This window comes from Streptomyces sp. NPDC049954, assembly GCF_040656295.1.
GTDB lineage: Bacteria > Actinomycetota > Actinomycetes > Streptomycetales > Streptomycetaceae > Streptomyces.
The window spans coordinates 601918-626826 of sequence record NZ_JBFALS010000001.1; the positions used below are offsets into that span (position 1 = coordinate 601918).

The 24909-nt window shown below is 72.6% G+C and carries 20 protein-coding genes; 12 read left to right on the top strand and 8 right to left on the bottom strand.

From position 1 onward, the window contains the following. Window positions 1-6 precede the first annotated feature (6 nt). The 6 genes from AB0J21_RS02535 to pssA all read left to right on the top strand — a co-directional run bounded on the left by AB0J21_RS02535 (window position 7) and on the right by pssA (window position 6449). On the top strand, window positions 7-2058 hold the full coding sequence (locus AB0J21_RS02535) for a protein meaA (RefSeq protein ID WP_363143903.1): 2052 nt from the start codon (window positions 7-9) through the stop codon (window positions 2056-2058). Next, entirely contained in the window at window positions 2055-3059 is a 1005-nt protein-coding gene (locus tag AB0J21_RS02540) for a CoA ester lyase (RefSeq protein WP_363143904.1), read from the top strand. Before AB0J21_RS02535 ends, AB0J21_RS02540 begins: the two co-directional genes overlap by 4 nt. Window positions 3060-3062: 3 nt before the next feature. Beyond that, window positions 3063-3575: a MaoC family dehydratase gene (locus AB0J21_RS02545; RefSeq protein WP_363143905.1), complete on the top strand. Its 513-nt coding sequence runs from the start codon at window positions 3063-3065 to the stop codon at window positions 3573-3575. Further along, window positions 3572-4777: an acyl-CoA dehydrogenase family protein gene (locus tag AB0J21_RS02550; RefSeq protein ID WP_363143906.1), complete on the top strand. Its 1206-nt coding sequence runs from the start codon at window positions 3572-3574 to the stop codon at window positions 4775-4777. The genes AB0J21_RS02545 and AB0J21_RS02550 overlap by 4 nt, the downstream gene beginning before the upstream one ends. 171 nt (window positions 4778-4948) lie before the next feature. Then, complete coding sequence (locus AB0J21_RS02555; protein ID WP_363143907.1) at window positions 4949-5596, top strand: phosphatidylserine decarboxylase; 648 nt, start codon at window positions 4949-4951, stop codon at window positions 5594-5596. Further along, window positions 5583-6449, top strand: coding sequence for a CDP-diacylglycerol--serine O-phosphatidyltransferase (pssA, locus tag AB0J21_RS02560; protein ID WP_363143908.1), 867 nt, complete (start codon window positions 5583-5585; stop codon window positions 6447-6449). The genes AB0J21_RS02555 and pssA overlap by 14 nt, the downstream gene beginning before the upstream one ends. A gap of 83 nt (window positions 6450-6532) precedes the next feature. On the opposite strand, the gene AB0J21_RS02565 is transcribed toward pssA, so the two are convergent. After that, the gene (locus AB0J21_RS02565; RefSeq protein ID WP_363144087.1) at window positions 6533-7681 is read right to left on the bottom strand and encodes a glycerate kinase; all 1149 of its coding nucleotides are present in this window, start codon (window positions 7679-7681) and stop codon (window positions 6533-6535) included. A 224-nt stretch (window positions 7682-7905) separates the two neighbouring features. On the opposite strand from AB0J21_RS02565, the gene AB0J21_RS02570 reads away from it, so the two are divergent. Then, complete coding sequence (locus tag AB0J21_RS02570) at window positions 7906-8430, top strand: NUDIX hydrolase (protein ID WP_363143909.1); 525 nt, start codon at window positions 7906-7908, stop codon at window positions 8428-8430. A 159-nt stretch (window positions 8431-8589) separates the two neighbouring features. Here AB0J21_RS02570 and AB0J21_RS02575 read toward each other — a convergent pair whose 3' ends face one another. From AB0J21_RS02575 to AB0J21_RS02600, 6 genes are all read right to left on the bottom strand, one after another. Continuing rightward, a complete protein-coding gene (locus AB0J21_RS02575; RefSeq protein ID WP_363143910.1) occupies window positions 8590-9114 on the bottom strand; it encodes a tetratricopeptide repeat protein in 525 nt (174 codons plus the stop codon). Beyond that, window positions 9111-9647, bottom strand: coding sequence for a methylated-DNA--[protein]-cysteine S-methyltransferase (locus AB0J21_RS02580; protein ID WP_363143911.1), 537 nt, complete (start codon window positions 9645-9647; stop codon window positions 9111-9113). The genes AB0J21_RS02575 and AB0J21_RS02580 overlap by 4 nt, the downstream gene beginning before the upstream one ends. Before the next feature lie 46 nt (window positions 9648-9693). Then, window positions 9694-11196 (bottom strand): AlkA N-terminal domain-containing protein, encoded by a 1503-nt coding sequence (locus AB0J21_RS02585; RefSeq protein WP_363144088.1) that lies wholly within the window; start codon window positions 11194-11196, stop codon window positions 9694-9696. Between the two features lie 241 nt (window positions 11197-11437). Continuing rightward, complete coding sequence (locus AB0J21_RS02590; protein WP_363143912.1) at window positions 11438-12538, bottom strand: glycoside hydrolase family 43 protein; 1101 nt, start codon at window positions 12536-12538, stop codon at window positions 11438-11440. Window positions 12539-12624: 86 nt separating this feature from the next. After that, entirely contained in the window at window positions 12625-13383 is a 759-nt protein-coding gene (locus AB0J21_RS02595; RefSeq protein WP_363143913.1) for an SGNH/GDSL hydrolase family protein, read from the bottom strand. A 113-nt stretch (window positions 13384-13496) separates the two neighbouring features. After that, entirely contained in the window at window positions 13497-13895 is a 399-nt protein-coding gene (locus tag AB0J21_RS02600) for a glycosyl hydrolase (RefSeq protein ID WP_363143914.1), read from the bottom strand. Between the two features lie 282 nt (window positions 13896-14177). Here AB0J21_RS02600 and AB0J21_RS02605 point away from each other — a divergent pair, with 282 nt between their 5' ends. Genes AB0J21_RS02605 through AB0J21_RS02620 form a run of 4 tightly spaced genes read left to right on the top strand, consistent with a single transcriptional unit; the run spans window position 14178 to window position 19245 of the window. After that, window positions 14178-16061, top strand: a complete 1884-nt coding sequence (locus AB0J21_RS02605; protein ID WP_363143915.1) for a sugar-binding domain-containing protein — start codon at window positions 14178-14180, stop codon at window positions 16059-16061. Beyond that, window positions 16061-17374 carry an extracellular solute-binding protein gene (locus AB0J21_RS02610; protein WP_363143916.1) on the top strand — a complete coding sequence of 438 codons (1314 nt, stop codon included), beginning with the start codon at window positions 16061-16063 and terminating at the stop codon, window positions 17372-17374. The genes AB0J21_RS02605 and AB0J21_RS02610 overlap by 1 nt, the downstream gene beginning before the upstream one ends. A 24-nt stretch (window positions 17375-17398) precedes the next feature. After that, complete coding sequence (locus AB0J21_RS02615) at window positions 17399-18304, top strand: sugar ABC transporter permease (protein WP_363143917.1); 906 nt, start codon at window positions 17399-17401, stop codon at window positions 18302-18304. Window positions 18305-18306: 2 nt separating this feature from the next. Beyond that, a complete protein-coding gene (locus AB0J21_RS02620; protein WP_363143918.1) occupies window positions 18307-19245 on the top strand; it encodes a carbohydrate ABC transporter permease in 939 nt (312 codons plus the stop codon). Between the two features lie 100 nt (window positions 19246-19345). Here AB0J21_RS02620 and AB0J21_RS02625 read toward each other — a convergent pair whose 3' ends face one another. Then, window positions 19346-20866, bottom strand: a complete 1521-nt coding sequence (locus tag AB0J21_RS02625) for an alpha-N-arabinofuranosidase (protein ID WP_363143919.1) — start codon at window positions 20864-20866, stop codon at window positions 19346-19348. Between the two features lie 388 nt (window positions 20867-21254). Here AB0J21_RS02625 and AB0J21_RS02630 point away from each other — a divergent pair, with 388 nt between their 5' ends. Beyond that, window positions 21255-24752: a family 78 glycoside hydrolase catalytic domain gene (locus tag AB0J21_RS02630; RefSeq protein WP_363143920.1), complete on the top strand. Its 3498-nt coding sequence runs from the start codon at window positions 21255-21257 to the stop codon at window positions 24750-24752. Window positions 24753-24909 lie beyond the last annotated feature (157 nt).

Below are 24909 nucleotides of genomic sequence, written 5' to 3' on the forward strand. Positions count from 1 at the left end.
TGCCCGATGAGTGAACGCGCGAAGGACCGCCCGTGGCTCATGCGCACCTACGCGGGCCATTCGACGGCGCAGGCGTCCAACGAGCTGTACCGCCGCAACCTCGCCAAGGGCCAGACGGGGCTCTCGGTCGCCTTCGACCTGCCGACCCAGACCGGGTACGACCCCGATCACGTCCTGGCACGCGGCGAGGTCGGCCGGGTCGGGGTGCCGGTGTCCCATCTCGGGGACATGCGCCGTCTGTTCGAGGGCATCCCGCTGGAACGGATGAACACCTCGATGACCATCAACGCGACCGCGATGTGGCTGCTGGCGCTCTACCAGGTGGTGGCCGAGGAGCAGGGCGCCGACCTCGCGGCCCTGACCGGCACCACGCAGAACGACATCGTGAAGGAGTACCTCTCGCGCGGGACGCACGTGTTCCCGCCGGGCCCCTCGATGCGGCTGACCACCGACATGATCGCCTACACGGTCGCGCACCTGCCGAAGTGGAACCCGATCAACATCTGCAGCTACCACCTCCAGGAGGCCGGGGCCACACCGGTCCAGGAGATCGCCTACGCGATGAGCACGGCCCTCGCCGTCCTCGACGCGGTGCGTGACGCGGGACAGGTGCCGCCCGAGCGGTTCGGGGCGGTCGTGGGCCGGATCTCGTTCTTCGTGAACGCCGGGGTCCGGTTCGTCGAGGAGATGTGTAAAATGCGCGCCTTCACCCGCATCTGGGACCGCGTCACCCGGGAGCGGTACGGCATCACCGAGGAGCGGCAGCGCCGGTTCCGCTACGGGGTCCAGGTCAACTCGCTGGGCCTGACCGAGGCACAGCCCGAGAACAACGTCCAGCGGATCGTGCTGGAGATGCTCGCCGTGACACTCTCCAGGGACGCCCGGGCCCGTGCGGTGCAGCTCCCCGCGTGGAACGAGGCGCTGGGGCTGCCCAGGCCCTGGGACCAGCAGTGGTCGCTGCGCATCCAGCAGGTCCTGGCCCACGAGTCGGACCTGCTGGAGTACGGGGACCTGTTCGCCGGCTCGCACGTCGTGGAGGCCGAGACGGCGAAGCTCGCCGACGCCGCGGAGGCCGAGATGGCCCGGATCGAGGACATGGGCGGTCTGCTCGCCGCCGTGGAGTCCGGCTACCTCAAGGCGCAGCTGGTGGCCTCGCACGCCGAGCGGCGGTCCAGGATCGAGTCCGGCGAGGACAAGGTGGTCGGCGTCAACTGCCACACCGAGGCGGAGCCGAGCCCGCTCACCGCCGACCTGGACACGGCCGTGTTCAGCGTGGACCCCGGCATCGAGGACGACGCGGTGCGGGCCCTGGGGAGCTGGCGCTCCTCGCGCGAGGAGTCCACCGACCGGCAGGGCCTGGCCGACCCCTACCTGTATCCGGGCGTGCGCCAGGTGCTGGACGAGCTGAAGGAGGCGGCCCGCACGGACGCGAACCTGATGCCGGCCACCCTGGAGTGCGTACGCGCCGGGGTGACCACCGGCGAGTGGGCCGACGCCCTGCGCGAGGTCTTCGGCGAGTACCGCGCCCCCACCGGGGTCGGCGGCGCGCCCGTGGCGGTGAGCGTCGAGGAGGGCTCGGGCCTGGCCGAGGTGCGCCGCAGGGTCGCCGTCACCGCCGGGGAGCTCGGCCGGGGCCGGCTGAGGCTGCTGGTGGGTAAACCGGGGCTCGACGGCCACTCCAACGGCGCGGAGCAGATCGCGGTCCGCGCCAGGGACGCCGGCTTCGAAGTCGTCTACCAGGGCATCCGGCTGACTCCCGAGCAGATCGTCGACGCGGCCCTGGCCGAGGACGTGGACTGCGTCGGGCTGTCGATCCTGTCCGGCTCGCACGCCCAGCTCGTGCCCGACGTGCTGGAGCGGCTGCGCCGGGCCGGCGCCGCCGAGCTGCCCGTCATCGTCGGCGGCATCATCCCGGGCAAGGACGCCGCGCTGCTGCGGCGGGCCGGGGTGGCCGCCGTCTTCACCCCGAAGGACTTCGGAATCACGGAGATCATCGGCCGTATCGTCGACGAGATCCGCTCCGCGCACACGCTCGACCCCCTGGAGGTTCCCGCATGACCGACACCACCGCCGTGAGCGGCGCCACCCCGGGCGCCACGTCCCCCGTGAACCGGCTGCGCCCGCGCCGTTCCTGTCTCGCCGTACCCGGCAGCAACCCGCGGTTCCTGGAGAAGGCCCAGGGCCTCCCGGCCGACCAGGTCTTCCTGGACCTGGAGGACGCGTGCGCCCCGCTCGCGAAGCCCGAGGCCAGGCACACCATCGTGAAGTTCCTCAACGAGGGCGACTGGAGCGGCAAGACCCGGGTGGTACGGGTCAACGACTGGACGACCGAGTGGACCTACCGCGACGTCGTGACCGTCGTCGAGGGCGCGGGCCACAACCTGGACTGCCTGATGCTGCCCAAGGTGCAGGACGCCCAGCAGATCGTGGCCCTGGACCTGCTCCTGACGCAGATCGAGAAGACGATGGGCCTGGAGGTCGGCCGCATCGGCATCGAGGCGCAGATCGAGAACGCCAGGGGCCTGGTCAACGTCGAGGAGATCGCGGCCGCCTCGCCCCGTACCGAGACCATCGTCTTCGGGCCCGCCGACTTCATGGCCTCGATCAGCATGCGCACCCTCGTGGTCGGGGAGCAGCCGCCCGGTTACGGGGCGGACGCCTACCACTACATCCTCATGAAGATCCTGATGGCGGCGCGCACGTACGATCTGCAGGCGATCGACGGCCCCTACCTCCAGATCCGGGACGTGGACGCGTTCCGCGAGGTCGCCGGGCGTTCCGCGGCGCTGGGCTTCGACGGCAAGTGGGTGCTGCACCCGGGCCAGGTCGAGGCGGCCAACGAGGTGTACTCCCCCTCGCAGGAGGACTACGACCACGCGGAGATGATCCTCGACGCCTACGCGTACTGCACCTCGGAGGCCGGCGGGAAGAAGGGCTCGGCGATGCTGGGCGACGAGATGATCGACGAGGCGAGCCGCAAGATGGCCCTGGTCGTGGCGGGCAAGGGGCGGGCGGCCGGTCTGCGGCGTACGACCTCCTTCGAGATCCCGGAGGGCTGAGCGATGCAGTTCGGCCGCACGTTCGAGGAGTTCGAGGTGGGCGCGGTCTACCGGCACTGGCCGGGCAAGACCGTCACGGAGTACGACGACCACCTGTTCTGCCTGCTGACGATGAACCACCACCCGCTGCACATGGACAGCAACTACGCGCAGGCGACGACCGACTTCGGCAGGAACGTCGTGGTGGGCAACTACGTGTACTCCCTGCTGCTGGGCATGTCGGTGCCGGACGTCTCGGGCAAGGCGATCGCCAACCTGGAGGTCGAGTCGCTGCGGCACGTGGCGCCCACCTTCCACGGCGACACGCTGTACGGCCAGACGGAGGTACTCGGCAAACGGCCCTCGCGGTCCAAGAGCGACCGGGGGGTCGTGCACGTCGAGACCAGGGGCCACAACCAGGACGGCACGCTGGTGTGCGTCTTCCGCCGCAAGGTCATGGTGCCGACCGCCGAGTACGTCGAGCGGCGCGGCGGGGAACAGCCCGGCCGCCCGAGCCCCAGGGAGGACCAGTCATGAGCCGGCTCGCGCTGACGCACGGCCTGACGGAGGTGCAGGAGGAGATCCTGTCGACGGTGCGGGACTTCGTCGACAAGGAGATCCTGCCGGTCGCCACCGAGCTGGAGCACCGGGACGAGTACCCGCAGGCCATCGTCGACGGGCTGCGGGAACTGGGCCTGTTCGGGCTGACGATCCCCGAGGAGTACGGCGGGCTCGGGGAGTCGCTGCTCACCTACGCGCTGTGCGTGGAGGAGATCGCCCGGGGCTGGATGTCGGTGTCCGGCATCGTGAACACGCACTTCATCGTGGCGTACCTGCTCCAGCAGCACGGCACCCCGGAGCAGAAGGAGCGCTTTCTGCCCCGGATGGCGCTGGGCGAGGTGCGCGGCGCCTTCTCCATGTCCGAGCCGGGGCTGGGTTCGGACGTGTCGGCCATCACGTCGAAGGGCGTGCGGGACGGCGAGGAGTACGTGCTGGGCGGCCGCAAGATGTGGCTGACCAACGGGGGGACCTCCTCGCTCGTGGCGGTGCTGTGCCGCACCGACGAGGGGCTGCCGGAGGGTACTGCGCCGCACCGCTCGATGACGACCTTCCTGGTGGAGAAGGAGCCCGGGTTCGGCGAGGTCCGGCCCGGTCTGACCATCCCCGGGAAGATCGAGAAGATGGGCTACAAGGGCGTCGACACGACCGAGCTGCTCATGGACGACCTACGCATTCCGGCCAATTGTGTGCTCGGCGGCAGCAGCGGCCGAGGGTTTTACCAAATGATGGACGGCGTGGAGGTGGGGCGGGTGAACGTGGCCGCCCGGGGCTGCGGAGTGGCCCGACGCGCCTTTGAGCTGGGAATCGGCTACGCGCAGCAGCGGCACACCTTCGGCCGGCCGATCGCGCAGCACCAGGCGGTGCAGTTCAAGTTGGCCGAGATGGCGACCAAGGTGGAGGCCGCCCATGCCATGATGGTAAACGCAGCACGCAAAAAGGACTCCGGGGAGCGAAACGACCTGGAGGCGGGGATGGCCAAGTACCTCGCGTCCGAGTACTGCAAGGAAGTCGTCGAGGATGCGTTCCGTATCCATGGGGGGTACGGGTTCTCGAAGGAGTACGAGATCGAGCGTCTGTACCGCGAGGCGCCGATGCTGCTGATCGGTGAAGGTACGGCCGAGATCCAGAAAATGATCATCGGCCGGAGGTTGTTGGAGGAGTACCGGGTCCAGGGTTGACATATCGCGTATGGGGCGTTTTCTCCGAGAAGAAGATCACACTCCGTAGGTGTTGTTCGGCCTCCGACTCGCTTCCTGGCTTGCTCAGTTGCGGGCCGCAACCGATACCATCCCCGGAAAGCCGCCGTCCCCCGTTACCCGCGCGGCATTCATCCGCTACGAAGGTCATCCATGCCCGACAGCCAAAACTCCGCGCCTCGCGGCCGGGTCCGCCTGGCGCGCGGAGCATCGCCGTGGCTCCTGCCGACCGTCGCCACCGCAGCCGTCAGCCTCGTCCGCGCCCGCCGCTCCGGGCGCGCAGCGGCGCTGGCCGTGCCCACCACCGCTCTCGCGGCGGGCATGCTGTGGTTCTTCCGCGATCCCGAGCGTGAGATCACTCAGGGCCGGGTCATCTCCCCGGCCGACGGTGTGGTCCAGAGCATCATGCCGTGGAAGGACGGACGTACCCGCGTCGCGATCTTCATGAGCCCGCTCAACGTCCACGTGAACCGCGCTCCGCTGGCGGGGACGGTGACGTCGGTGGAGCACATCCCCGGCGGATACGTCCCGGCGTTCAACAAGGAGAGCGAGAACAACGAGCGGGTCGTGTGGCACTTCGACACCGAACTCGGCGACATCGAGATGATCCAGATCGCCGGGGCCGTCGCGCGTCGCATCGTGCCCTACGTCCCGAGCGGTACCAAGGTGGAGCAGGGCGAGCGCATCGGCCTGATCCGCTTCGGCTCGCGTGTCGACCTCTATCTCCCCGAAGGCGTGGAGGTCGACGTCGAGGTCGGTCAGCCGACCGTCGCGGGGGTGACTCGCATTGACCGTGATTGATCCCGAGACACAGGCCGGCTGGGTGCCGGAGGCCGAGCCGCTGGCAGCCGAGGACGACGAGGCGGCGGAGCTGCCGCTCTCGATGCGGCTGTCGATAGCGGACACCCTCACGCTCGGTAACGCCACGTGCGGGTTCATGGCGGTGTACTTCACCACCACCGGCATCCTGATCCCGCATCTCACCGGCAGCGACGAGTCGGGCATGGCCCGTCACTCGGCGGCCACCGCCGTGATCCTCATGCTGTGCGCGGCGGTCTTCGACCTGTTCGACGGTCTGGTCGCGCGCAAGCTGCGCAGCTCCCCGATGGGGGCCGAGCTGGACAACCTCTCGGACCTCATCAGCTTCGGCCTGGCGCCCGCCTACTTCGTGCTCGTCTACGGTCTGGTGGCCGACGACGCGCATCAGCGGGTCGCCGCGGTGGGGGCGATCGTGGTGCTGCTCGCGGTCGTGCTGCGGCTGGCCAGATTCTCCTGTGTGACGCTGCGCGACGGCGTGTTCCAGGGGATGCCGAGCCCGTTCGGGGCGCTGACGGTCGTCTCGGTCGTACTGCTGGAGCTGCCGTTCGTGGCGACGGTGCTGGCCATCATCGGCACCGCCTGGCTGATGGTGAGCCGGGTCGAGTACCCGAAGCCGCGTGGTCCGCTGGCGGTCGCGATGCTGAGCTGGATCGTCGCCGCGATGGGCCTGCTGGCCGCGTGGGCCTTCGACGCCCCCGGTGGTCAGCTGCTGCTCCAGACCGGTTGCGCGCTGCAGCTCGTGCTGGCCGCCGTGATCCCGCTGTTCGCGACGTTCCGCCGGGTGAACACCTTCCGGGGCAACCGCCGGGAGGCGCGCGCCGCGCAGCTGCCGTAGCGCCCGCCGGGCAGACACACGGGTGAGGCCCCCGACCGCGACAGCGGTCGGGGGCCTCACCCGTTACGGGGCGGTGAAGCGGCTCACAGGTCCTGGGCGAGGCGGGCGGCCAGTCGTTCCAGGAGCGGCCCCGCCTCGGCGATGCAGCGCTCCACATCGGGTTCCAGGTCGGTGAGGGCGTAGGCGCGGCGGATGCCCGCCTCCTGCAGGGCCTCGGTGGTCAGCGCGAGCCGGCCGCACACGGCGAGCACCTCGATGCCCCGGGCGCGGGCCGCGGCCGCGACTCCGGCGGGCGCCTTCCCGTGCAGGGTCTGGGCGTCGAGCGAGCCCTCTCCGGTGATGACGAGGTCGGCGCGGTCCAGGGCCGGGGCGAAGCCGAGGACGTCGATCATGACCTCGATCCCGGGCCGGAAGCGGGCGCCGAGACCGACGAGGGCTCCGTAGCCGAGTCCGCCCGCGGCGCCCGCGCCGGGGGCTTCGGCGAGGGCGGCGGCGCCGGGCGCGCCCGCCTGGTCCAGGACGGTGACGTAGTGGCGCAGGGCGGCGTCCAGGGCGGCGACGTCCTCGGGGCCCGCGCCCTTCTGCGGCCCGTAGACGGCGGCGGCCCCGGTGGGCCCGGTGAGCGGGTTGTCGACGTCGCTCGCGAGGATCACCTCGGTGGTGGCGAGCCGGGGATCGAGTCCGGAGAGGTCGGCGCTCGCGAGGGCGGCCAGTCCCCCGCCGCCCGGCTCCACGGGCTCGCCTTCGGCGGTGAGCAGGCGGGCGCCGAGCGCGGTGAGCAGACCGGCCCCGCCGTCCGTGGTGGCGCTGCCGCCGACGCCGAGGACGACGGTGCGGGCTCCGGCGTCCAGGGCGGCGCCGAGCAGTTCGCCGCAGCCCCGGGTGGTGGCGGTGAGCGGGGCGAACCGTCCGGGCGGCAGGTGCTGGAGGCCGGAGGTCTCGGCCATCTCGACGACGGCGGTGTCCCCGCGCAGCGCGTAGGCGGCGGTGACGGGGGTGCCGAGCGGTCCGCTCACCACGCTCTCCCGGCGTTCGAAACCGGCGGCGAGGGCGGCGGCGACGGTGCCGTCGCCGCCGTCCGCGACCGGGAGGGCCTCGACGTCGAGTGCGGGGTGCACGGAGCGCAGTCCCGCCATGAGGCGCCGGCCGACCTCGACGGCGGTGAGCGAGCCCTTGAACTTGTCGGCGGCGATCAGTACGCGGGCGGGCGGTTTGCGGCCAGCCGAGGGCACCGCTCCTGCCCCGCTCCCCGTCTCCTCGGTCGTTCCCGCTCCGGTCGGCGTGCGGTGCACAGCGTCAGCCACCTGGTCTTCCCCTTGCTGGTCGGGCCTCGCGCGCGGGCCGGGCCCGTCGCGCCGCTGCGACCCTAGCCGGTGGGCCGCCCCGCAGGTCGGCCGGGGAAGCACGGACGGAAACGCACCCGGGCGCGGGCGGGTGTCGTCTAGGGTCGGGATCTGTGACCACTGACTACGCCACGTACATCGCCGGTCTGCCCCGGGTGCTCGCGGGGGCCGCGCTGATCCTGCGGGACGCCGAGGGCCGGGTGCTGCTCGTCGAGCCGAACTACCGGGAGGGCTGGGGTCTGCCCGGCGGCACCGTCGAGTCCGAGCGCGGGGAGAGCCCCAGGGAGGGGGCGCACCGCGAGGCCCTGGAGGAGATCGGGCTGGATCTCCCGGTGGGACGGCTGCTCGCCGTGGACTGGGCGCGGGGCCCGGGGCGGCCGCCGATCGTCGCCTACCTCTACGACGGGGGCGTGCTGAGCACGGCGCAGCTCGGCCGTGTCCGGCTCCAGGAGGAGGAGCTGCTGTCCTGGCGCATGGTCCCGGTCCGCGAGCTGCCCGAACTGCTGCCCGGCCCGACAGCCGCGCGGGTGCTGGCCGCGCTGGACGTCCTGTCGCGAGGCGGCGGGACGGTCGAGCTGGAGGACGGCCGGCTGCCGGCGGTCACGGACGGCGACCTGCCCGGGGGCACCGGTTCGTAGCCGGTGGAAGCGACGCCCGGACATCCGTTGACCATCCGCGTCCGTCTCGGCCCGCGCGTCGCCCGAGCGCCGCGCCGTAGCGCCGGGCGGGACGGCTGACGGCTGGCGGGGCCGGTCCGCCAACGGGCGTCCCGGCGTGCCCCGCGCTGCCGGGGCCGCTCAGCCGAGGGCGTCGAGGTCCGGGGCGTAGTGCGTGATCGCCTTCCGGTACTCCTGTACACGCGGGTCCTCGCTGGTGTCGGCGAGGAGGGTCAGGAGCAGGCGCATCGCCTCCTGGTGCCCGCCGGTGTGGTACAGGGCCATGGCGAGGAAGGTGCGCAGAGCGCCGTCTGCGGGGAACTCCGCGAGGCCCTGGCGCAGGACGCGGACCGCGTCCTCGAAGCGGCCCAGGACGCGGTAGGTGCTGCCGAGGCCCAGCAGGGCCCCGGCCCGGTCCTCGCCGGGGAGGGCGTCCGGGTCGGCGAGGGCACGCTCGTAGAAGGGGACGGCTTCGGCCTCCAGGCCCAGGACGTCGTGGGTCCAGGCCGTCTGGTAGGCGATCCCGGCGTCCCGGGGGTGCGCCGCGCCGAGGCCGAGCAGGAGGGTTCTGGCCTGCTCGGCCTGTCCGGCGTTGCGCAGGCGCACGGCCCGGGCGAGCGTGTCGGCGCGGGACGGAGCGGGAGGCGCGGGTTGCGGGGAGGTCATGCGGTCATGGTGCCGGACCGGGGGTCGACGGCGAACAGGGCGTCGCCGTCGCCGCGTTCGAAATCGAGCAGGGCGCGTTTGCGGGCCAGCCCTCCCCCGTAGCCGACGAGGCTGCCGCTCGCGCCGACCACGCGGTGGCACGGCACGATGATGCCGATCGGGTTCCTGCCGTTGGCGAGGCCCACGGCGCGGGAGGCGGCGGGGTTGCCCAGCTCCGCGGCCAGCTCTCCGTAGCCGCGGGTCTGCCCGTACGGGATGCGGGTGAGGGCCTCCCAGACGGTGCGCTGGAAGGCGGTGCCCGCGGCGAGGGACAGCGGCAGGTCGAAGGTGGTGAGCCGGCCCGCGAAGTAGGCGCCGAGCTGCTCGCGGACCGCGGCGAACGGGCTTCGCCCGGCGCTGACGCGGTCACCGAAGGTCTCCTCGGCGGGGCGGTGGCGCTGGCCGGTCATGTGGAGCCCGCTGAGGACCCCGTCGGTGGCGACGAGGGTCAGGGGATCGTAGGGGCTGTCGATGACGGTGTGTTCTCGGCGCACGGTGCGGGGCTCCTGTTCGGTCGGCGGGCGGGGACGCGGCGGGCGCTCAGTCGGCGGACGCGCCGTCCGGGGTGTCCTCGCGCGGCATGAGGTTGATGGGATGGTCGTCGGTGGCCCACAGGTACTGGACCGCGTAGGCGCGCCAGGGGCGCCAGGCCGCCGCCCTGCGGGTGAGGGCGGCGGGGGTCACGGGCAGTCCGAGGGCGCTCGCGGCGCGCCGTACGCCGAGGTCCGAGGCGAGGAAGGCGTCGGGGTCGCCGAGGGCGCGCATCGCGATGATCTCGATGGTCCAGGGGCCGAAGCCGGGCAGTTCGCCGAGCCGGGCGCGGGCGCTTACCCAGTCGCTGTCGAGCCCCAGGGGGAGGCTGCCGTCGGCGAGGGCGCCGACGAGGCCGAGCAGGGTCGCGCGGCGGCTGCGCGGCATGGCGAGGGTCTCCGGGTCGATTCCGGTGAGCGCCTCGGGGCTCGGGAAGACGTGGGTGAGTCCGCCCTCGGGGTCCTCGACGGGCTCGCCGTACGCCCCGGCCAGGCGCGCGGCGTGGGTGCGGGCGGCGGCCGTGGAGACCTGCTGTCCGAGGACGGCGCGCACGGCGAACTCGGCCTCGTCGGCGGTGCGCGGGACGCGGCGCCCCGGTGCCTTGCGCACGAGCGGGGCGAGCAGCGGGTCGGCGCTCAGCGCGGCGTCCACGGCCTCCGGGTCGGCGTCGAGGTCGAGAGCACGGCGGCAGCGGTTGATCGCGGTCGGCAGGTCGCGCAGGTCGCGCAGGGTCAGCCGGCAGTCGACGCGGTCGGGGCGCGGCGTGAGCGCGGCGATGCCGGGGCCGTGCGGGAGGCGCAGGGTCCTGCGGTAGGCGCCGCCGCGCCATTCCTCGACTCCGGGTACGGCCGTCGCGACGAGGTGGCCGAAGAGGTTGTCGGGGGTGAACGGCGTGCGCAGCGGAAGGCGCAGCGCGACCGTGCCGGCCCCTGCGGTGGGCGGTCCCGAGCGGGCGGCCCGGTCGCGCAGTGCGGTCGGGGTCAGCGCGAAGACCTCCCGCACGGTGTCGTTGAAGCTGCGGACCGAGGAGAAACCGGCCGCGAAGGCGATGTCGGCCATCGGCAGGGCGGTCGTCTCGACGAGGAGGCGAGCGGTCTGGGCGCGCTGGGCGCGGGCCAGGGCGAGGGGGCCCGCGCCGAGTTCGGCGCGCAGCTGGCGTTCGATCTGCCGGTCGCTGTAGCCCAGCCGCCGGGCGAGGCCCGGTACGCCCTCGCGGTCGACGACGCCGTCCGCGACCAGGCGCATGGCGCGGGCGACGAGGTCGGCGCGGTGGTTCCACTCCGGGGAGCCGGGGCTGGTGTCGGGGCGGCAGCGTTTGCAGGCGCGGAAGCCGGCCTGCTGGCAGGCGGCCGCGCTCGGCAGGAAGCGCATGTGCTCCGGCCGGGGCGGGACCGCGGGGCAGCTGGGCCGGCAGTAGATCCCGGTGGTGGTGACAGCGGTGAAGAACCAGCCGTCGAACCGCGCGTCCTTGGACTGGACGGCCCGGACGCAGCGCTCGCGGTCGGTGTGCAGGGGCGGGTCGCCCATGACCGTGCGCGAGGGGGCGGACGGGGCCCGTTCGGGGGCCCGTGAGGTGGCTGGCATGCCTCCAGCATCGGTCATCGGCACGGCTGGCGCTGGCAGGTTTCCGACATGGCCGTCGACGCGACACCGCCGGTGGGGCCCGTTCCCCGCGTGCACCGGCGGTGTCCTTCCCGTACGTGCCGCCGCACGGGAAGGACACCGGGTGACCCGCGGGTCGAGTGGGCTGGGCTCACTCCCCCGCGGGCGTCGGGAGCGGGGTGCCCGGCGCGGCCGGGGTCCCGAAGTCGGGCGTTCCGTCGGCGCGCCAGTCGACCTTCTGCACCCGCAGGGAGCGGTCGCCGCCGCAGCTTCCGGCCGGGTCGGCGGTCGCGTGGTAGGCGTTGTAGGTCTCGGTGCCGTCGGGCGAGGTGAAGAAGCTGTTGTGGCCCGGGCCGAACACTCCGGCGGCGTCGTTGCGGGTGAACACGGGCTGCTCCGACTTGGACCAGGCGGCCGGGTCCAGGGGGTCGGCGCCGACGAGGGTGAGCAGGCCCAGCTTGTAGTCGGGCGTGTGGCACTGGCTGGCGGAGAAGGCGATGAAGGTGCGTCCGTCGTGCTGGAGCACGGCGGGGCCCTCGTTGACGGCGCCTCCGGTGAGTTCCCAGTCGTGGGTGGGTACGGAGATCTTGCTGCGTGGTCCGGTGAGTTCCCAGGGGCTCGCCATCTTCGCGAGGAACAGGTCCTGACCGTCCGGGTCCCAGCCCGACCACATGAGGTAGGCGGCGCCGTTCACTTCCAGGACGGTGGAGTCGATGCCGGGGTTGTAGTCCCCGGGGTTCAGCTCGCCCTTGTAGGTGTACGGGTCGAGCGGGTCGGCTCCCCCTTCGAGGACGTGGATGCGGTGCTGTCCGATGTCCCCGTTGTCGGCCCCGTAGTACAGGTACCAGCGGTCGCCGAACTTGTGGAGTTCGGGCGCCCAGAAGTTGCAGCAGCGGTCCGGGGTGGCGTCCCGGAACACCTCGTGCTCGGGGGCCTCGTGGAGTCCGGCGAGGGTGGGCGAGGAGACGATGCCGACGTGGTCGCCCTGCGTGTACGTCAGGTAGTACTGGCCGTCCGTCCAGGTCAGGTAGGGGTCGGCGGCGCCTTCGCGGACGGGGTTGGTGAAGGTGCCCGCCGCGGCGGCGGGTGCGGCGGCGGCCGCCCCGCCCGGGACGCACAGCGCGGCGGCCAGCAGGGCGAGGACGGCGAGGACGGCCCTGACCGGCAGGCGCGGAGCGGGCCGGCGCCGGAGCGTGCGGGCGCCCGGCGGGCGGTGGGGGGCGGCGGTCAGGGGCGGTGGCTGCGGGTGCATGACGCGGCTTCCTGTGGGGGGAGCTTACGGCTTCCAGGGAGGTTGCGGCTCACTGCGGGGGCTCTGTGCGGGCGGGTGCCGGACGGTCAGATCCAGGGTCCGGCGGTGAGCGCCCCGTACCAGCGGTCGGCCATCTCGGAGTAGCCCGTCGCGTTGGGGTGGATGCCGTCGGCGAGGTCGTCGGTGCCGAGCGCGTCGTGCATCGGGACGAAGTGGACGTGGCGTCCCTGGTCGGCCCACTGCTGTACGACCCCGGGGACCGCCGCGTTGTACGCCTGGGCGCGCTCCTCCAGGACGGGGTCGCCGAGCGGGATGATGTCGCTCACGAACACGTCCGCGTCGGGGGCGGCCGTCGTGAGGTGGTCGATGAGCGCGGAGAGCCGGTCGGGGGCCGCTCCCATGTCGTGGTCCTGGACGACGTCGTTGGTGCCGATGTGCAGCAGTACGGTGCGCGGCGCGGTCGACTGGACCCAGCCGGTGACCTGGGCGTCGATCTCGTCGATCCGCCAGCCGGAGTGGCCTTCGTGGTCGTGGTCGCCCAGGTCGGCGGGGCCGTTGAACTGCGAGCCCACGAAGTCGTCCACGCGGCCGTCGGCCTCCGCGCGGTGCCACAGCGGGGTGCGGTAGCCGCCGGGCACGGTGAACCCGTCGGTGATGGAGTCGCCGAGCGGCATGATCCGCAGCCCGCCGTTGGACTCGGCGCTCGCCACTCCGGGCACGGAGAGCAGGAGTCCGAGGGCGGCGGCGGCCGAGGCGCACAGCAGGCCCAGACGCCGTCCGCGTGCGGGGCGGGAGCGGGCCGTCTCCCGGGAACGGACGGACGGGGCGGTGGGGTTGGAGCGCACGATGTTCCTCCTGGAGGAGTGGGGGGGGAGGGGGAGGTGGTGCGGGGAGGTGGTGCGGTGCGGAGGGAAGTGTGGTGCCGGGTGCGTGGGGCGAGCCCGGCCACAGGAACCGTTCAGCCGTGGTGCTTGAAGTCGCCGAGCCTGTCGAGGGTGATGACGTGCGGGTCCTCGTACACCGTGCGCAGGAGGGCGACCGGGTTGGTCTTCCCGTCGGTCAGGAAGTCTCCGCCCCAGGTCAGGAACCAGCTCCAGTCCGCGCGGTAGGCGCGCATGAGGGCGGGGTCGGGGACCGGGCCGACCTCGCTGAGCGCGGCGGGCTTGGTGTCGGCGGTGAGCGTCGCGGCGAGCGGTGCGGGGGCCGCGGGCGCGGGGCCGCCAGCGGCAGTACGGCCGTCGCGGCCAGCGGCCCGGCCGAGGTTCCGGTGGCGATCAGTCGTCCCGTTCGGCGTGGGGGTCGCACGGGAACTCCCTTCTGGGGCACGGCTCGTGAGGGGGATCGCGCCGGGGCACACGACGCTTGAATGGATTCATTTACATCGATGTAGTCGAGCTTTCTACGCGCCTGTCGCGTCCGCGTCAATACTCGGCGCAGGGCCGATCCGGACAGCCGGGAGCGAACTGCGGAATTCAGCCGCACCTCGGGAACCGGGCACTCCCGGCACATTACCGTCACCCTCCGTGCGCGCGTCGGCCGCGTGGAGTGAGCGTAAACATTTCCCTGTTCCCCGGGTCTTTACATCGATGTAATCCAGTGCTGACATGTGGTCTCGCCGAGAACATTCGCTGGAGGTCGCATGTCCGTCAACGTCGACGATCACCCCGCTCCGCTGTCCGCGGGCCCCACCGTCCCGCGCCCCGAGTACCCGCGGCCCGGCTTCGCCCGGACCGACTGGCTGAATCTGAACGGGACATGGGAGTTCGCGAAGGACCCGGGTGACAGCGGGTTCGAGCGCGGACTGCACCAGCAGGCGCTGCCCGGCAGCATCACCGTGCCCTTCTGCCCCGAGTCGGAGCTGTCCGGTATCGGGGACACCGACTTCCTGCACGCCGTCTGGTACCGCCGTACCGTCACCGTCCCCGCCGAGTGGGCCGGGCGGCGGCCGGTGCTGCACTTCGGGGCGGTCGACCACGATGCGACGGTGTGGGTCAACGGCACCGAAGTGGTCCGGCACAGCGGCGGGTTCACCCCGTTCAGCGTGGATCTCGGCGCGGTCGTCGGCGCCGGTGAGGACGCGGTGATCGTGGTCCGGGCCCGGGACACCGCCCGCGGGCCGCAGGCGCGCGGCAAGCAGGCCACCGAGTACGCCAACAGCGCGTGCAACTACACGCGGACCACGGGGATCTGGCAGACGGTGTGGATGGAGCCGGTGGGCGCGGTGCACCTGCGCCGGCCCCGGATCACCCCGGACCTCGCGGGCAGCACCTTCCACCTGGAGCTGCCGCTGTCGGCCAACCGCCCCGGTCACCGGGTCCGGGCCCGGCTGAGCGACGCCCAGGGCACGGTCACGCAGGCGACGGTCCGCGCCGACCTGGACCTCGCGCCGCGACTCGTCCTGCCGGTGCCCGCCGACCGCAGCCGCCCGTGGTCGCCCGAGGACCCGCACCTGTACCGGGTGCTGCTGGAGATCGTGGACGCCGACGGTGAGGTCGTGGACCGCGCGGTGTGCACGGCCGGGCTGCGTTCGGTCTCCATCGACGGCAAGCGGCTGCTACTCAACGGCCGTCCGGTCTTCCAGCGGCTCGTGCTCGACCAGGGCTGGTACCCGGACGGGCTGATGACCGCGCCCGACGACGCGGCGCTGGTGCGGGACATCGAACTGTCCATGGCGGCGGGCTTCAACGGGGCCCGGCTGCACCAGAAGGTCTTCGAGGAGCGCTTCCTGCACCACGCGGACCGCCTCGGCTACCTGGTGTGGGGTGAGTTCGGCGACTGGGGCTGCCACACCGGCGGCGGCACCTCCTGGGACAACCAGCAGCCCACCGCCGGGTACGTGGCGCAGTGGCTGGAGGCGCTGGAGCGGGACCACTCGCACCCCTCGATCGTCGGCTGGTGCCCGCTCAACGAGACGCACCAGCTCCTGCACGACCGGCACACGGTGCTGGACGACGTGACCCGCGCGATGTTCCTGGCCACGAAGGCCGCCGACACCTCGCGTCCGGTGGTCGACGCCTCAGGGTACGCGCACCGGGTCGCGGAGACCGACGTGTACGACGCGCACTCGTACGAGCAGGACCCGGCCGCCTTCCGCGCCCAGGTCGCGGGCCTGGACAAGGACGACCCGTACGTCAACCCGGAGCGGGACGCGGACCCGCAGTGGTCGCTGCCGTACCGCGGACAGCCCTATTTCGTCAGCGAGTTCGGCGGCATCTGGTGGAACCCGGAGGAGGCGGCCGCCGCCGGTGAGGACCGGGACGTGTCCTGGGGCTACGGGCAGCGCCCGCGCGACGAGGAGGACTTCCAGGAGCGCTTCGCGGGGCTGACCGGGGTGCTGCTGGACGACCCGGACATGTTCGGCTACTGCTACACGCAGCTCACCGACGTCTTCCAGGAGCAGAACGGCATCTACCACTTCGACCGCTCCGAGAAGCTGGACGTGGCCCGGGTGCGCGCGGCCCAGGTGCGGCCCGCGGCGTTCGAGGTGGCGGCGGACGGCGCCGAGGCGAAGGGCGGGCAGTGATGGCCGGTCACTTCTCCCCCAGCCGTCGCACCCTGCTGCGCGGCGCGCTGTTCGGGGCCTCCGCCGCCGCGCTGGCCCCCGCGCTGAGCGCGTGCGGTTCGGTCGCGGGCGCCGTCTCCTCCGAGGGGGACGTCCAGTTCTGGCACCTGTTCTCCGGCGGCGACGGCACGCTGATGCAGGACATGCTCGCGAAGGTGCGCAGGCAGGTGCCCGGGCTGCATCCCGAGGACACCGTGCTGGAGTGGGGCTCCGCCTACTACACGAAGCTCGCGATGGCCTCCACGGGCGGGCGCGCGCCCGATGTGGCGATCATGCACATGTCCCGGCTGGCCGGGTACGCGCCCGGTGGTCTCCTCGACCCCTGGGACCTGGACCTGCTCGCCGAGTTCGGCGTCCCCAAGGAGTCCATCAACCCGAAGGTCCTGGAACTGGGCCGCTACGAGGGCGGGCAGTACGCACTGCCGCTGGACACCCACCCGTTCGTGACCTTCTACGACCGCGACGTGATGGACAAGGCGCGGCTGCTGGACAGCGACGGTCAACTGCTGCCGATGGACTCGCCGGAGGCCTTCCTGGAGGCCTCGGACAAGCTCCGCAAGGACACCGGGAAGCTCGGCCCCGTCATCGGGCTCTTCGCCGACACGGCGCAGGCCTGGCGGATGTTCTGGGGGCTGTACAGCCAGACGGGCGGCGAGTTCGACCTCTCCGGTTCCAAGCCGCAGGTGGACCACGACAAGATGGTGCGGGTCGTCGACTTCATCAAGAAGCTGACCCACCCGGACTGCCGCACGATGGACTATCCGGCGGCGATCGCCGCGTTCACCACCAAGCGCTCGCCGTTCATCTTCTCCGGGGAGTGGGAGTCGCCCACCTTCCGCAGCGCCGGATTCGACCTGGGTGCCGCGCCGATGCCGACCCTCTTCGGCAAGCCCGCCACCCAGGCCGACAGCCACTCCTTCGTCCTCCCGCACCAGGACAACGTCGATACGGCGCGCAGGCGTTCGGTCCACCAGATGGTCGCGGAGGTCCTGAAGGACAGCCTGACCTGGGCCGAGGCGGGTCACATCCCGGCGTACCTGCCGGTGGTGGAGTCGAAGGCCTACGGGAAGCTGCAACCGCAGTCCTCGTACGCCCCGGCCGCCGACCATCCGGCGCTGGAGCCGCCCGCGTGGTTCACCGGGGCCGGGTCCGACTTCCAGGCCCGCATGTGCGGCGCGCTCACCTCAGGGGTGAGCGGCGCCTCGGCGGAGAGCACGGTCAAGAAGATGCTCTCCGAGATCGACTTCTTCCTGTCCAAGCCCAATCCGGCCTGACCGGGACATGAAAGGCGCTCTGTCATGAGTTCAGTCCCCTCCGCCCTCCGGACGGCCAGGAGCCGTTCGGTCAAGGGCCGTTCCGGTCTCCTCTTCGTCGTCCCCTTCCTCGTCTTCTTCGTCCTGTTCCTCGTCGTGCCGCTGCTGTACGGCGTGTGGATGAGCTTCACCGACGCGAGCCTGACCGGCAAGGGCGGCTCGACCTTCGCCGGCCTCGACAACTACAGCGAGGCGCTGACCGACCCCCAGATGTGGTCGAGTCTGGGCCACACCGCGGTCTTCACCGTCCTGTCCTCCGTGCCGCTGGTGCTCTTCGCCCTGCTCATGGCGCTGCTCGTGCACACGGGTCTGCCGGGCCAGTGGCTGTGGCGGCTCGCGTTCTTCGCGCCCTACCTGCTGCCGGTCGCGGTGGTCTGGCAGGTGTGGCTCATGCTGTTCCAGCCCGACCTCGGTCTGCTCAACACGATGCTCGACGCCGTGGGACTGGACGGCATCGGCTGGCTGATCGACGAGAAGTGGGCGATGTGGGCGGTCGTCCTGGTCACCGTGTGGTGGACGGTCGGCTTCAACTTCCTGCTGTACCTCGCCGCGCTCCAGGCCGTGCCCGACCACCTCTACGAGGCCGCCGCGATCGACGGGGCCGGTTCCTGGCGCCGGCTGTGGTCGATCACGCTGCCCCAACTGCGGCGCACCACGGGCCTGATCGCGGTCCTGCAGGTCCTCGCCTCGCTCAAGGTGTTCGACCAGATCTACCTGCTCACCCGGGGCGGTCCGAACAACTCGACGCGGCCGGTCCTGGAGTACATCTACGACACGGGGTTCACCGGCTACCGGCTGGGCTACGCCTCCGCGATCTCGTACGTGTTCTTCGCGATCCTGATCATCCTGTCGATCGCCCAGCTCAAGCTGTTCTCGCGCAGGGAGGCCTGACCATGACGAGTGACACCCTCATCCCGCCCCGCGCCACGCGGGCACCGGCCCGCAAGGCCGGCCGGGCGCCCTCGGGGCTCAGGTACCGCTCCCCCAAGCCGCAACCGGTGCTGGGCACGGGACCACTGCCCAAGATCGTCGCCGTCCTCGCGCTGCTGGTCATGACGGTGCTGTGGCTGCTGCCGCTGGCCTGGGCCCTGGTCACCTCGTTCAAGACGGAGACCGACGCGGCCACCTCGGGGGACGGCTGGATACCGAAGCACGGCTTCACCCTGGACGCGTACCAGAAGATCCTGGACCAGGGGAACCTGCCGCTGTGGGCGCTCAACAGCCTCATCGTGACGGTGTGCGTGACCGCCATCACCGTGGTGATCTCGGCGATGGCCGCCTACGGCTTCTCCCGGACGGTCTTCCGGGGCCGCAAGGTGCTGCTCGCGGTGGTCCTCGCCTCGATCATGGTGCCGCCGCAGATCCTCATCGTGCCGCTGTTCCGACAGATGGTGATCGCGCACCTGACCGACACCTACGCGGCGGTGATCCTCCCGCAGGTCGTCGCCCCGGCCATGGTGTACATCCTGAAGAAGTTCTTCGACGGCATCCCGAAGGAGCTGGAGGAGGCCGCGCGCATCGACGGGGCGGGCAGCTTCCGGGTGTTCTGGAGCATCATCCTGCCGCTGTCGCGGCCGATCCTCGCCGCCGTCGCGATCTTCGTGTTCATCACGACCTGGAACAACTTCCTGTGGCCGTTCATCAGCACGAGCGACCCGAACCTGATGACGCTGCCGATCGGCCTGTCCACGGTCAAGGACTCCTACGGGCTCCAGTACGCCCAGTCGGCCGCCGCGGCGCTGCTCGCGGCCGTCCCGCTGATCGTGGTCTTCATGGTCTTCCAGCGCCAGATCGTGAAGTCGGTGGCCACGACCGGGCTCGGCGGCCAGTAGCCGTCCCTCGTCCGTCCGGCCGCCCGCCGGAGGCCCGGCGCCCGCACCGTCCCCGGGACGGTGGGGCACCGGGCCTCCGATGTCGGTGGTGCCGGTGCGCTCAGGCGGCCGTGCCCGTGTCGTAGGCGAGGCGCAGCAGGTTCCAGGAGCGGGGGGCGAGTTCCGCGCTCAGGACACCGTCGGCGAGCCGCGCGCCCCGGGCGGCGCGGGGGCGCACCCGCTCGGGCTCGGCCGCGGTGTTGACGGCGGACGGGTCGGCGTCGGCCAGCTCCAGGTGCTCGACGAGCCGGGCACCGGGGAAGGCCCGCAGCGCCGTCTCCAGCAGCATCGGCTCGTCGCGGTCACGGTTGACGGCGAACAGGCTGACCTCCCCGCGCTCGGCGTCGTGGGTCGCGGTGGTCCACAGCAGCGGGACCTCGCCGTACCGCTCGGTCTCGGTGCGCGGCCCGCTCGGTTCGGTGCGCAGGACCTCCCCGCGCGCGTGGCGGGCGGTCAGCGCGAAGGGGTGGAAGATCGTCTGGCGCCAGGCGGGGCCGCCCGGCTCGGTCATGATCGGCGCGATGACGTTGGCGAGCTGCGCCTGACAGGCCACCGAGACGCGGTCGGCGTTGCGCAGCAGGGTCATCAGCAGGCTGCCGACGACGACCGCGTCCGTCACGTCGTAGACGTCCTCGATCAGCCGGGGGCGCTCCTGCCAGTCCAGGCTGTCCTCACCGCCGAAGCGGCTCTGGTACCAGACGTTCCACTCGTCGAAGGACACGTTGATCCGGCGCTTGTCGCGCAGCTTGCTGCCGACGTGGTCGGCCGCCGCGACCACCGAGCGGATCATCGTCTCCATGCCGCTGCCGCTGGCGAGGAAGGAGTCGACGTCCCCGTTCAGCGGCTCGTAGTAGGCGTGCGCGGAGATGAGGTCCACGTGCTCGTAGGTGTGCTCCAGGACGGTGGCCTCCCAGGCGCCGAAGGTCGGCATCCCGTCACTGGAACTGCCGCAGGCCACGAGTGAGAGCCGGGGGTCGAGCCGCTTCATGGCGCGGGCCGTCTCGGCGGCCACCCGGCCGTACTCCTCGGCCGTCTTGTGGCCCATCTGCCACGGCCCGTCCATCTCGTTGCCCAGGCACCACAGCAGGATGTCGTGCGGATCGGCGGCGCCGTGCGCGCGGCGCAGCTCCGACAGGCGGGTGCCGGAGGGGTGGTTGGCGTACTCCAGGAGGTCCAGCGCCTCGGCCGTGCCCCGGGTGCCGAGGTTGACCGCCATCATCGGTTCGACGCCGGCCTTGCGGGCCCAGGCCATGAACTCGTTCAGGCCGAAGCGGTTGGGCTCCAGGCTGCGCCAGGCCAGGTCCAGGGTGGCGGGCCGCTGTTCGCGCGGGCCCACCCCGTCCTCCCAGCGGTAGTTGGAGACGAAGTTGCCGCCCGGGTAGCGGACGGTGGTGACGCCCAGCTCCCTGGTCAGCTCCAGGACGTCGGTGCGGAACCCGTCCTCGTCGGCCGCCGGGTGCCCTTCCTCGAAGACACCGGTGTAGACCGAGCGGCCCATGTGCTCCACGAAGGAGCCGAACAGCCTGCGGTCGACGGCGCCGACCCGGAAGTCCGGGTCGAGGGTGAGACGGGACCTGTGCATACATGGCTCCTTGGAATTCGGCGGGTGCGCATCGGGCGTCAGAGGTGCGGACCGGATGCCCGAGCGTGCGGAAGCGGGCGCGGCGGGGCACCGCGAAAGCGTTGCCCCGCTCCCGGCAAGATCCAGCGTGCCAGGAAATTACAACGTGGTAAATCCTGTGGGCGAGGTCTTTCGTGTGACGGGGACGCGGGGCGGGGCGGCGCCGTCCGCGCGGGACTCCGGGAGATCGCACCCGGTGAGCGCCGGGCGGCGGCCCGTGGTTCGCGCCGGCCCGGGGCTTTACTTGACCGCACGGAACTGATGCCATGGGGACCGGCCGAATGAATCGATTCAGTACGCTCGGTCCGTACGCACCACCCGCACCGCACGCCGGAGGACGACCAGCCCCATGCACGAGCCATCCACCCATTCCGGAAGTCCTGCCCCGGTCGCGCTCAGGGCCCAGGACCAGTCCCCGCCGAGCGGTGAGCCGGGGCGTTCGCGGCCGGTCCTCGACTCGGCCACTCCGGCGCTGAGCTGGGTCGTCCCGCTCGTCCGGGGCGGACAGGCCCAGCGCGCCCACCAGGTCCGGGTGTGGCGGGCCCCGGCCGCCGAGGGCGCCGAACTCTCCCGCCCCGAGGACCTCGCACCCGGCGCCCTGCTGTGGGACTCCGGCGAGGTCGAGGGCGGGCGATGCGTCTACGTCCCGTGGGCGGGCCCCGCGCTGGCGCCGCTCGACCGCGTCCTGTGGGCGGTCCGGGTGCGCGACGAGCGGGGTGAGCTGTCCGGCTGGTCCCGGCCCGCCGTCCTGGAGACCGGTCCGCTCGCCCCCGCCGACTGGAGCGCGCACTGGATCGAGGTGCCCGCGCGCTCCGCCGCCCGGCACTCCTTCCCGCTGTCCGGCGACGTGGCGCGCGCCCGCCTGTACCTGACGGCGCAGGGCCTCGTACGCGCACACGTCAACGGGGTTCCGGTCAACCCGGACTCCTGCGACCCCTCCCGCACCGAGCGGACGACGGCGCTCTACCGCGCGTACGACGTGACGGACCTGCTGCGCGCGGGCGAGAACGTCCTGACCCTGGTGGCCGGGACGGGCCGCCGCATGGATCAGGAGGCCCCGCCCAGGCTGCTGGCCGAACTGGTGGTGACCGGCGCCGACGGCGCCACGCACCGCGTGGGCACCGGTGCGGGGTGGACGCTCGGGCCGAGCCCGGTGGTGGCCGAGGAGAACTTCTACCTGGAGCACCACGACGGGGCCTTCCCCGGAGGCTGGGACACCGCACCGGGCGGCGAGGCGGCGCAGGTCCTCGGCACGCCGGGTGCGCCGGACGAGGCCGAGGGCGTGCCGCAGCTGCCGCGCGTCCTGCCCGACCCGGGCCCCGCGCTGCGCGTCGTACGCGAACGGGAAGCCGTCGAACTGAGCCGTCCCGCCCCGGGGGTGCGGGTCTACGACGTGGGCGAGAACCTCGCGGGGCGCAGTGTGCTGACCCTGCGCGGGGTGCCGGCGGGCACCGTGATCGAAGCGGTGCACGGCGAACTGCTGGAGGCGGACGGCACCGTCTGCACGACCAACATCCGGCTGCCCTTCGACACCGAGCGCGAACGCCAGGTGTTCCGGTACACGGCGAACGGCACCGACGGGGAGCGCGGCGGCGTGTGGTTCGCCTTCCACGGCTTCCGCTACGTCGAGGTGCGCGGACTGCCGCAGACCGCCGAGGTCACCGTCACGGGGCGGGCGCTGCACACCGACGCCCCGCGCACCGGCGCGGTCAGCTCCGACGAACCGCTGGTCGAGCGGCTCGTGGACGCGGCCGTGCGCACCCAGTGGAACAACCTGCACGCGCTGCCCGAGGACTGCCCCACCCGGGAGCAGCAGGGCTGGACCGGTGACGCCTCCGTGTCGGCGGCGGCGGCCGTCGCCCACCTCGACATGGCGGGCGCCTATCGCAAGTGGCTGCGCGACCTCGCCGAGGGGCGCCGCCCGGACGGGGCGGTGCCGGGCATCGTGCCGCAGCTGGAGGAGAGCCCGCAGCCCTGCGACCCGGTGTGGGGCTCGGCGTACAACGTGATCGTGCGCGAGCACTACCTGCGGTACGGCGATCCGGAAGTGGTGCGCGAGCACCTGGTGCCGCTGCGCGAGTGGGCCGATCACCAGCTGGGTCTGGTGGGCGCGGACGGTCTCGTGACGGAGGCGGAGCTGTCGTACGGCTTCGACTGGCTGGCGCTGCGGCAGACGCCCCCGGTGCTGCTCCAGACCGCCGCCGTGATCGGCTCGCTGCGCGACCTCGCCGATCTGGAACGGGCGGTGGGCGAGGACGCCCTGGCCGCGCTGCGCACGGAGCAGGCCGACGCCCTGGTGGCCGCGGCGCGGCGTTTCCTGCGCGATCCGGGCACGGGCCGCTGGGCCGGGGGCACGCAGGCGTCCGCCGCGACCGCCCTGATGGCGGGCCTGGCCGCGGACGCCGAGGAGGAGGCGGCGCTCCTCGGTGAACTGGCCACCGCGGTACGGGCCGAGGGCCACCGGGTCACCTCGGGCTTCTCCGCCACCCAGTCGGTGGTGCGGGCGCTGGCGGGCGGGCCCGCCCGTCCCGGGGCCGCCGTGGACCGCTGGCGGGCGGGCGACGGGGCCGCGCTCCTCGGGGCGCTGCGCCAGCCGGAACAGCCCGGGATCGGCGCGATGTTCACGCAGGGGCCGGGCACGCTGTGGGAGTGCTGGTGGATCGACGCCGAGAACACCGGCACCGGTTCGCTCGACCACATCGGGATGGGCGCGCCGTTCGCCGAGTGGGTGTGGCGCAGGCTCGTCGGCATCGAACCGGATCTCGCGGGCCCGGGCTTCGCGCGGTTCACCGTGGCGCCCCGGCCGGTGGCCGGCCTCGGACGGGTACGCGGAGAGGTGGAGACGGTGCGCGGCACCGTCGTCAGCGGCTGGCGCCGGGTCGGCGCGGGCGTCGAACTGTCCGTCACCGTGCCGGTCGGTGCGCAGGCCCTGATCCGGGTCCCGGGCGGGGCGCACGGACCGGTCCGGGTGGACGGCGCGGTCCTTGAGGGCTCCGCGCATCCCCTGCTCACGGTGGTCGGCACGGAGGGGGACGATCTCCTGGTCCGGGCGTCGAGCGGGGAGCACGTCCTCGTGTCCGAGGCGCCCTGCGAGGAACGTCCCGGTCCGCTGCTCGGGGCGGCCCCCGGGGTGCCCGCGGACGGCTCGGTGGAGGTCCCGGTCCTCGCCGGTGACGGGGTGAGGCTCACGGTGGACGAGGGCTGGAGCGCCGAGGTGGCCGGAGCGGGCCGGATCACGGTGCGGCCCCCCGCCGGAGCCGCACCCGGGGCGGTCGCCCGGCTCACGGCCACCGAGGAAGGCCGCAGCAACAGCCGCGCCCTGCGCGTCGAGAGCGGCGCGGGGTTCCTGTCCGACGGGGTGGGCGCCAAGGGCTGGACGCCCGCCTCGCCGGGCACCACGCTCACGGTGCGCCGGTCGCCGGTGTGCGGGCCCGTGTACCACGAGCCGATCCCCGGTGAGGTGCTGCTGGTCGGCGGCGAACCGATGGACCCGCGCGAGCCGCGCACCGCGCGCCTTGAGCTGCCGGCCCCGCTCGGTCTTCCGGCCGGCGGCTTCGTGTACGCCCATGTCGACCAGTGCGTGGAGGCTCCGGAGGGGGCCTGGATGGGGGACGTGGTCCTGCGGGTCCTCGCGGCTGACGGCAGTACGCGTGAGGCGCGGCTGACCCGGCCGCGTCCGGCCGGCTGGAACCGGGTCGCCGTGGACGTCCCCGAGGACTGGGCGGGACGGCACGCGGTGGTGGCCCTGGAGGTGGAGGTGGTGCGCCCCGCCTCGGACGGGACGCTCTTCCCGGTCTCCTTCCAGCTCGCCCGGGCCGGATGGACCTCGGCGCCGCGCACCTACTGACCCACGCCCGAAGGCCGGTGCCCCCGTCGCTGGGAACAGCGACGGGGGCACCGGCCTTTCACTCACGGACCGACTCACGGACCGCACTCCGCCACAGCGGATCACGGAAGAACGAGCGGGCCGGCCCATCACGACCGGCCCACCCGTCGATGACCGT

Coding starts and splice junctions, on each gene's coding strand:
- AB0J21_RS02535 (WP_363143903.1), top strand. CDS start 7: ATGAGTGAACGCGCGAAGGACCGCCCGTGGCTCATGCGCACCTACGCG.
- AB0J21_RS02540 (WP_363143904.1), top strand. CDS start 2,055: ATGACCGACACCACCGCCGTGAGCGGCGCCACCCCGGGCGCCACGTCC.
- AB0J21_RS02545 (WP_363143905.1), top strand. CDS start 3,063: ATGCAGTTCGGCCGCACGTTCGAGGAGTTCGAGGTGGGCGCGGTCTAC.
- AB0J21_RS02550 (WP_363143906.1), top strand. CDS start 3,572: ATGAGCCGGCTCGCGCTGACGCACGGCCTGACGGAGGTGCAGGAGGAG.
- AB0J21_RS02555 (WP_363143907.1), top strand. CDS start 4,949: ATGCCCGACAGCCAAAACTCCGCGCCTCGCGGCCGGGTCCGCCTGGCG.
- AB0J21_RS02575 (WP_363143910.1), bottom strand. CDS start 9,114: ATGACCTCCCCGCAACCCGCGCCTCCCGCTCCGTCCCGCGCCGACACG.
- AB0J21_RS02590 (WP_363143912.1), bottom strand. CDS start 12,538: ATGCACCCGCAGCCACCGCCCCTGACCGCCGCCCCCCACCGCCCGCCG.
- AB0J21_RS02605 (WP_363143915.1), top strand. CDS start 14,178: ATGTCCGTCAACGTCGACGATCACCCCGCTCCGCTGTCCGCGGGCCCC.
- AB0J21_RS02610 (WP_363143916.1), top strand. CDS start 16,061: ATGGCCGGTCACTTCTCCCCCAGCCGTCGCACCCTGCTGCGCGGCGCG.
- AB0J21_RS02615 (WP_363143917.1), top strand. CDS start 17,399: ATGAGTTCAGTCCCCTCCGCCCTCCGGACGGCCAGGAGCCGTTCGGTC.
- AB0J21_RS02620 (WP_363143918.1), top strand. CDS start 18,307: ATGACGAGTGACACCCTCATCCCGCCCCGCGCCACGCGGGCACCGGCC.
- AB0J21_RS02625 (WP_363143919.1), bottom strand. CDS start 20,866: ATGCACAGGTCCCGTCTCACCCTCGACCCGGACTTCCGGGTCGGCGCC.
- AB0J21_RS02630 (WP_363143920.1), top strand. CDS start 21,255: ATGCACGAGCCATCCACCCATTCCGGAAGTCCTGCCCCGGTCGCGCTC.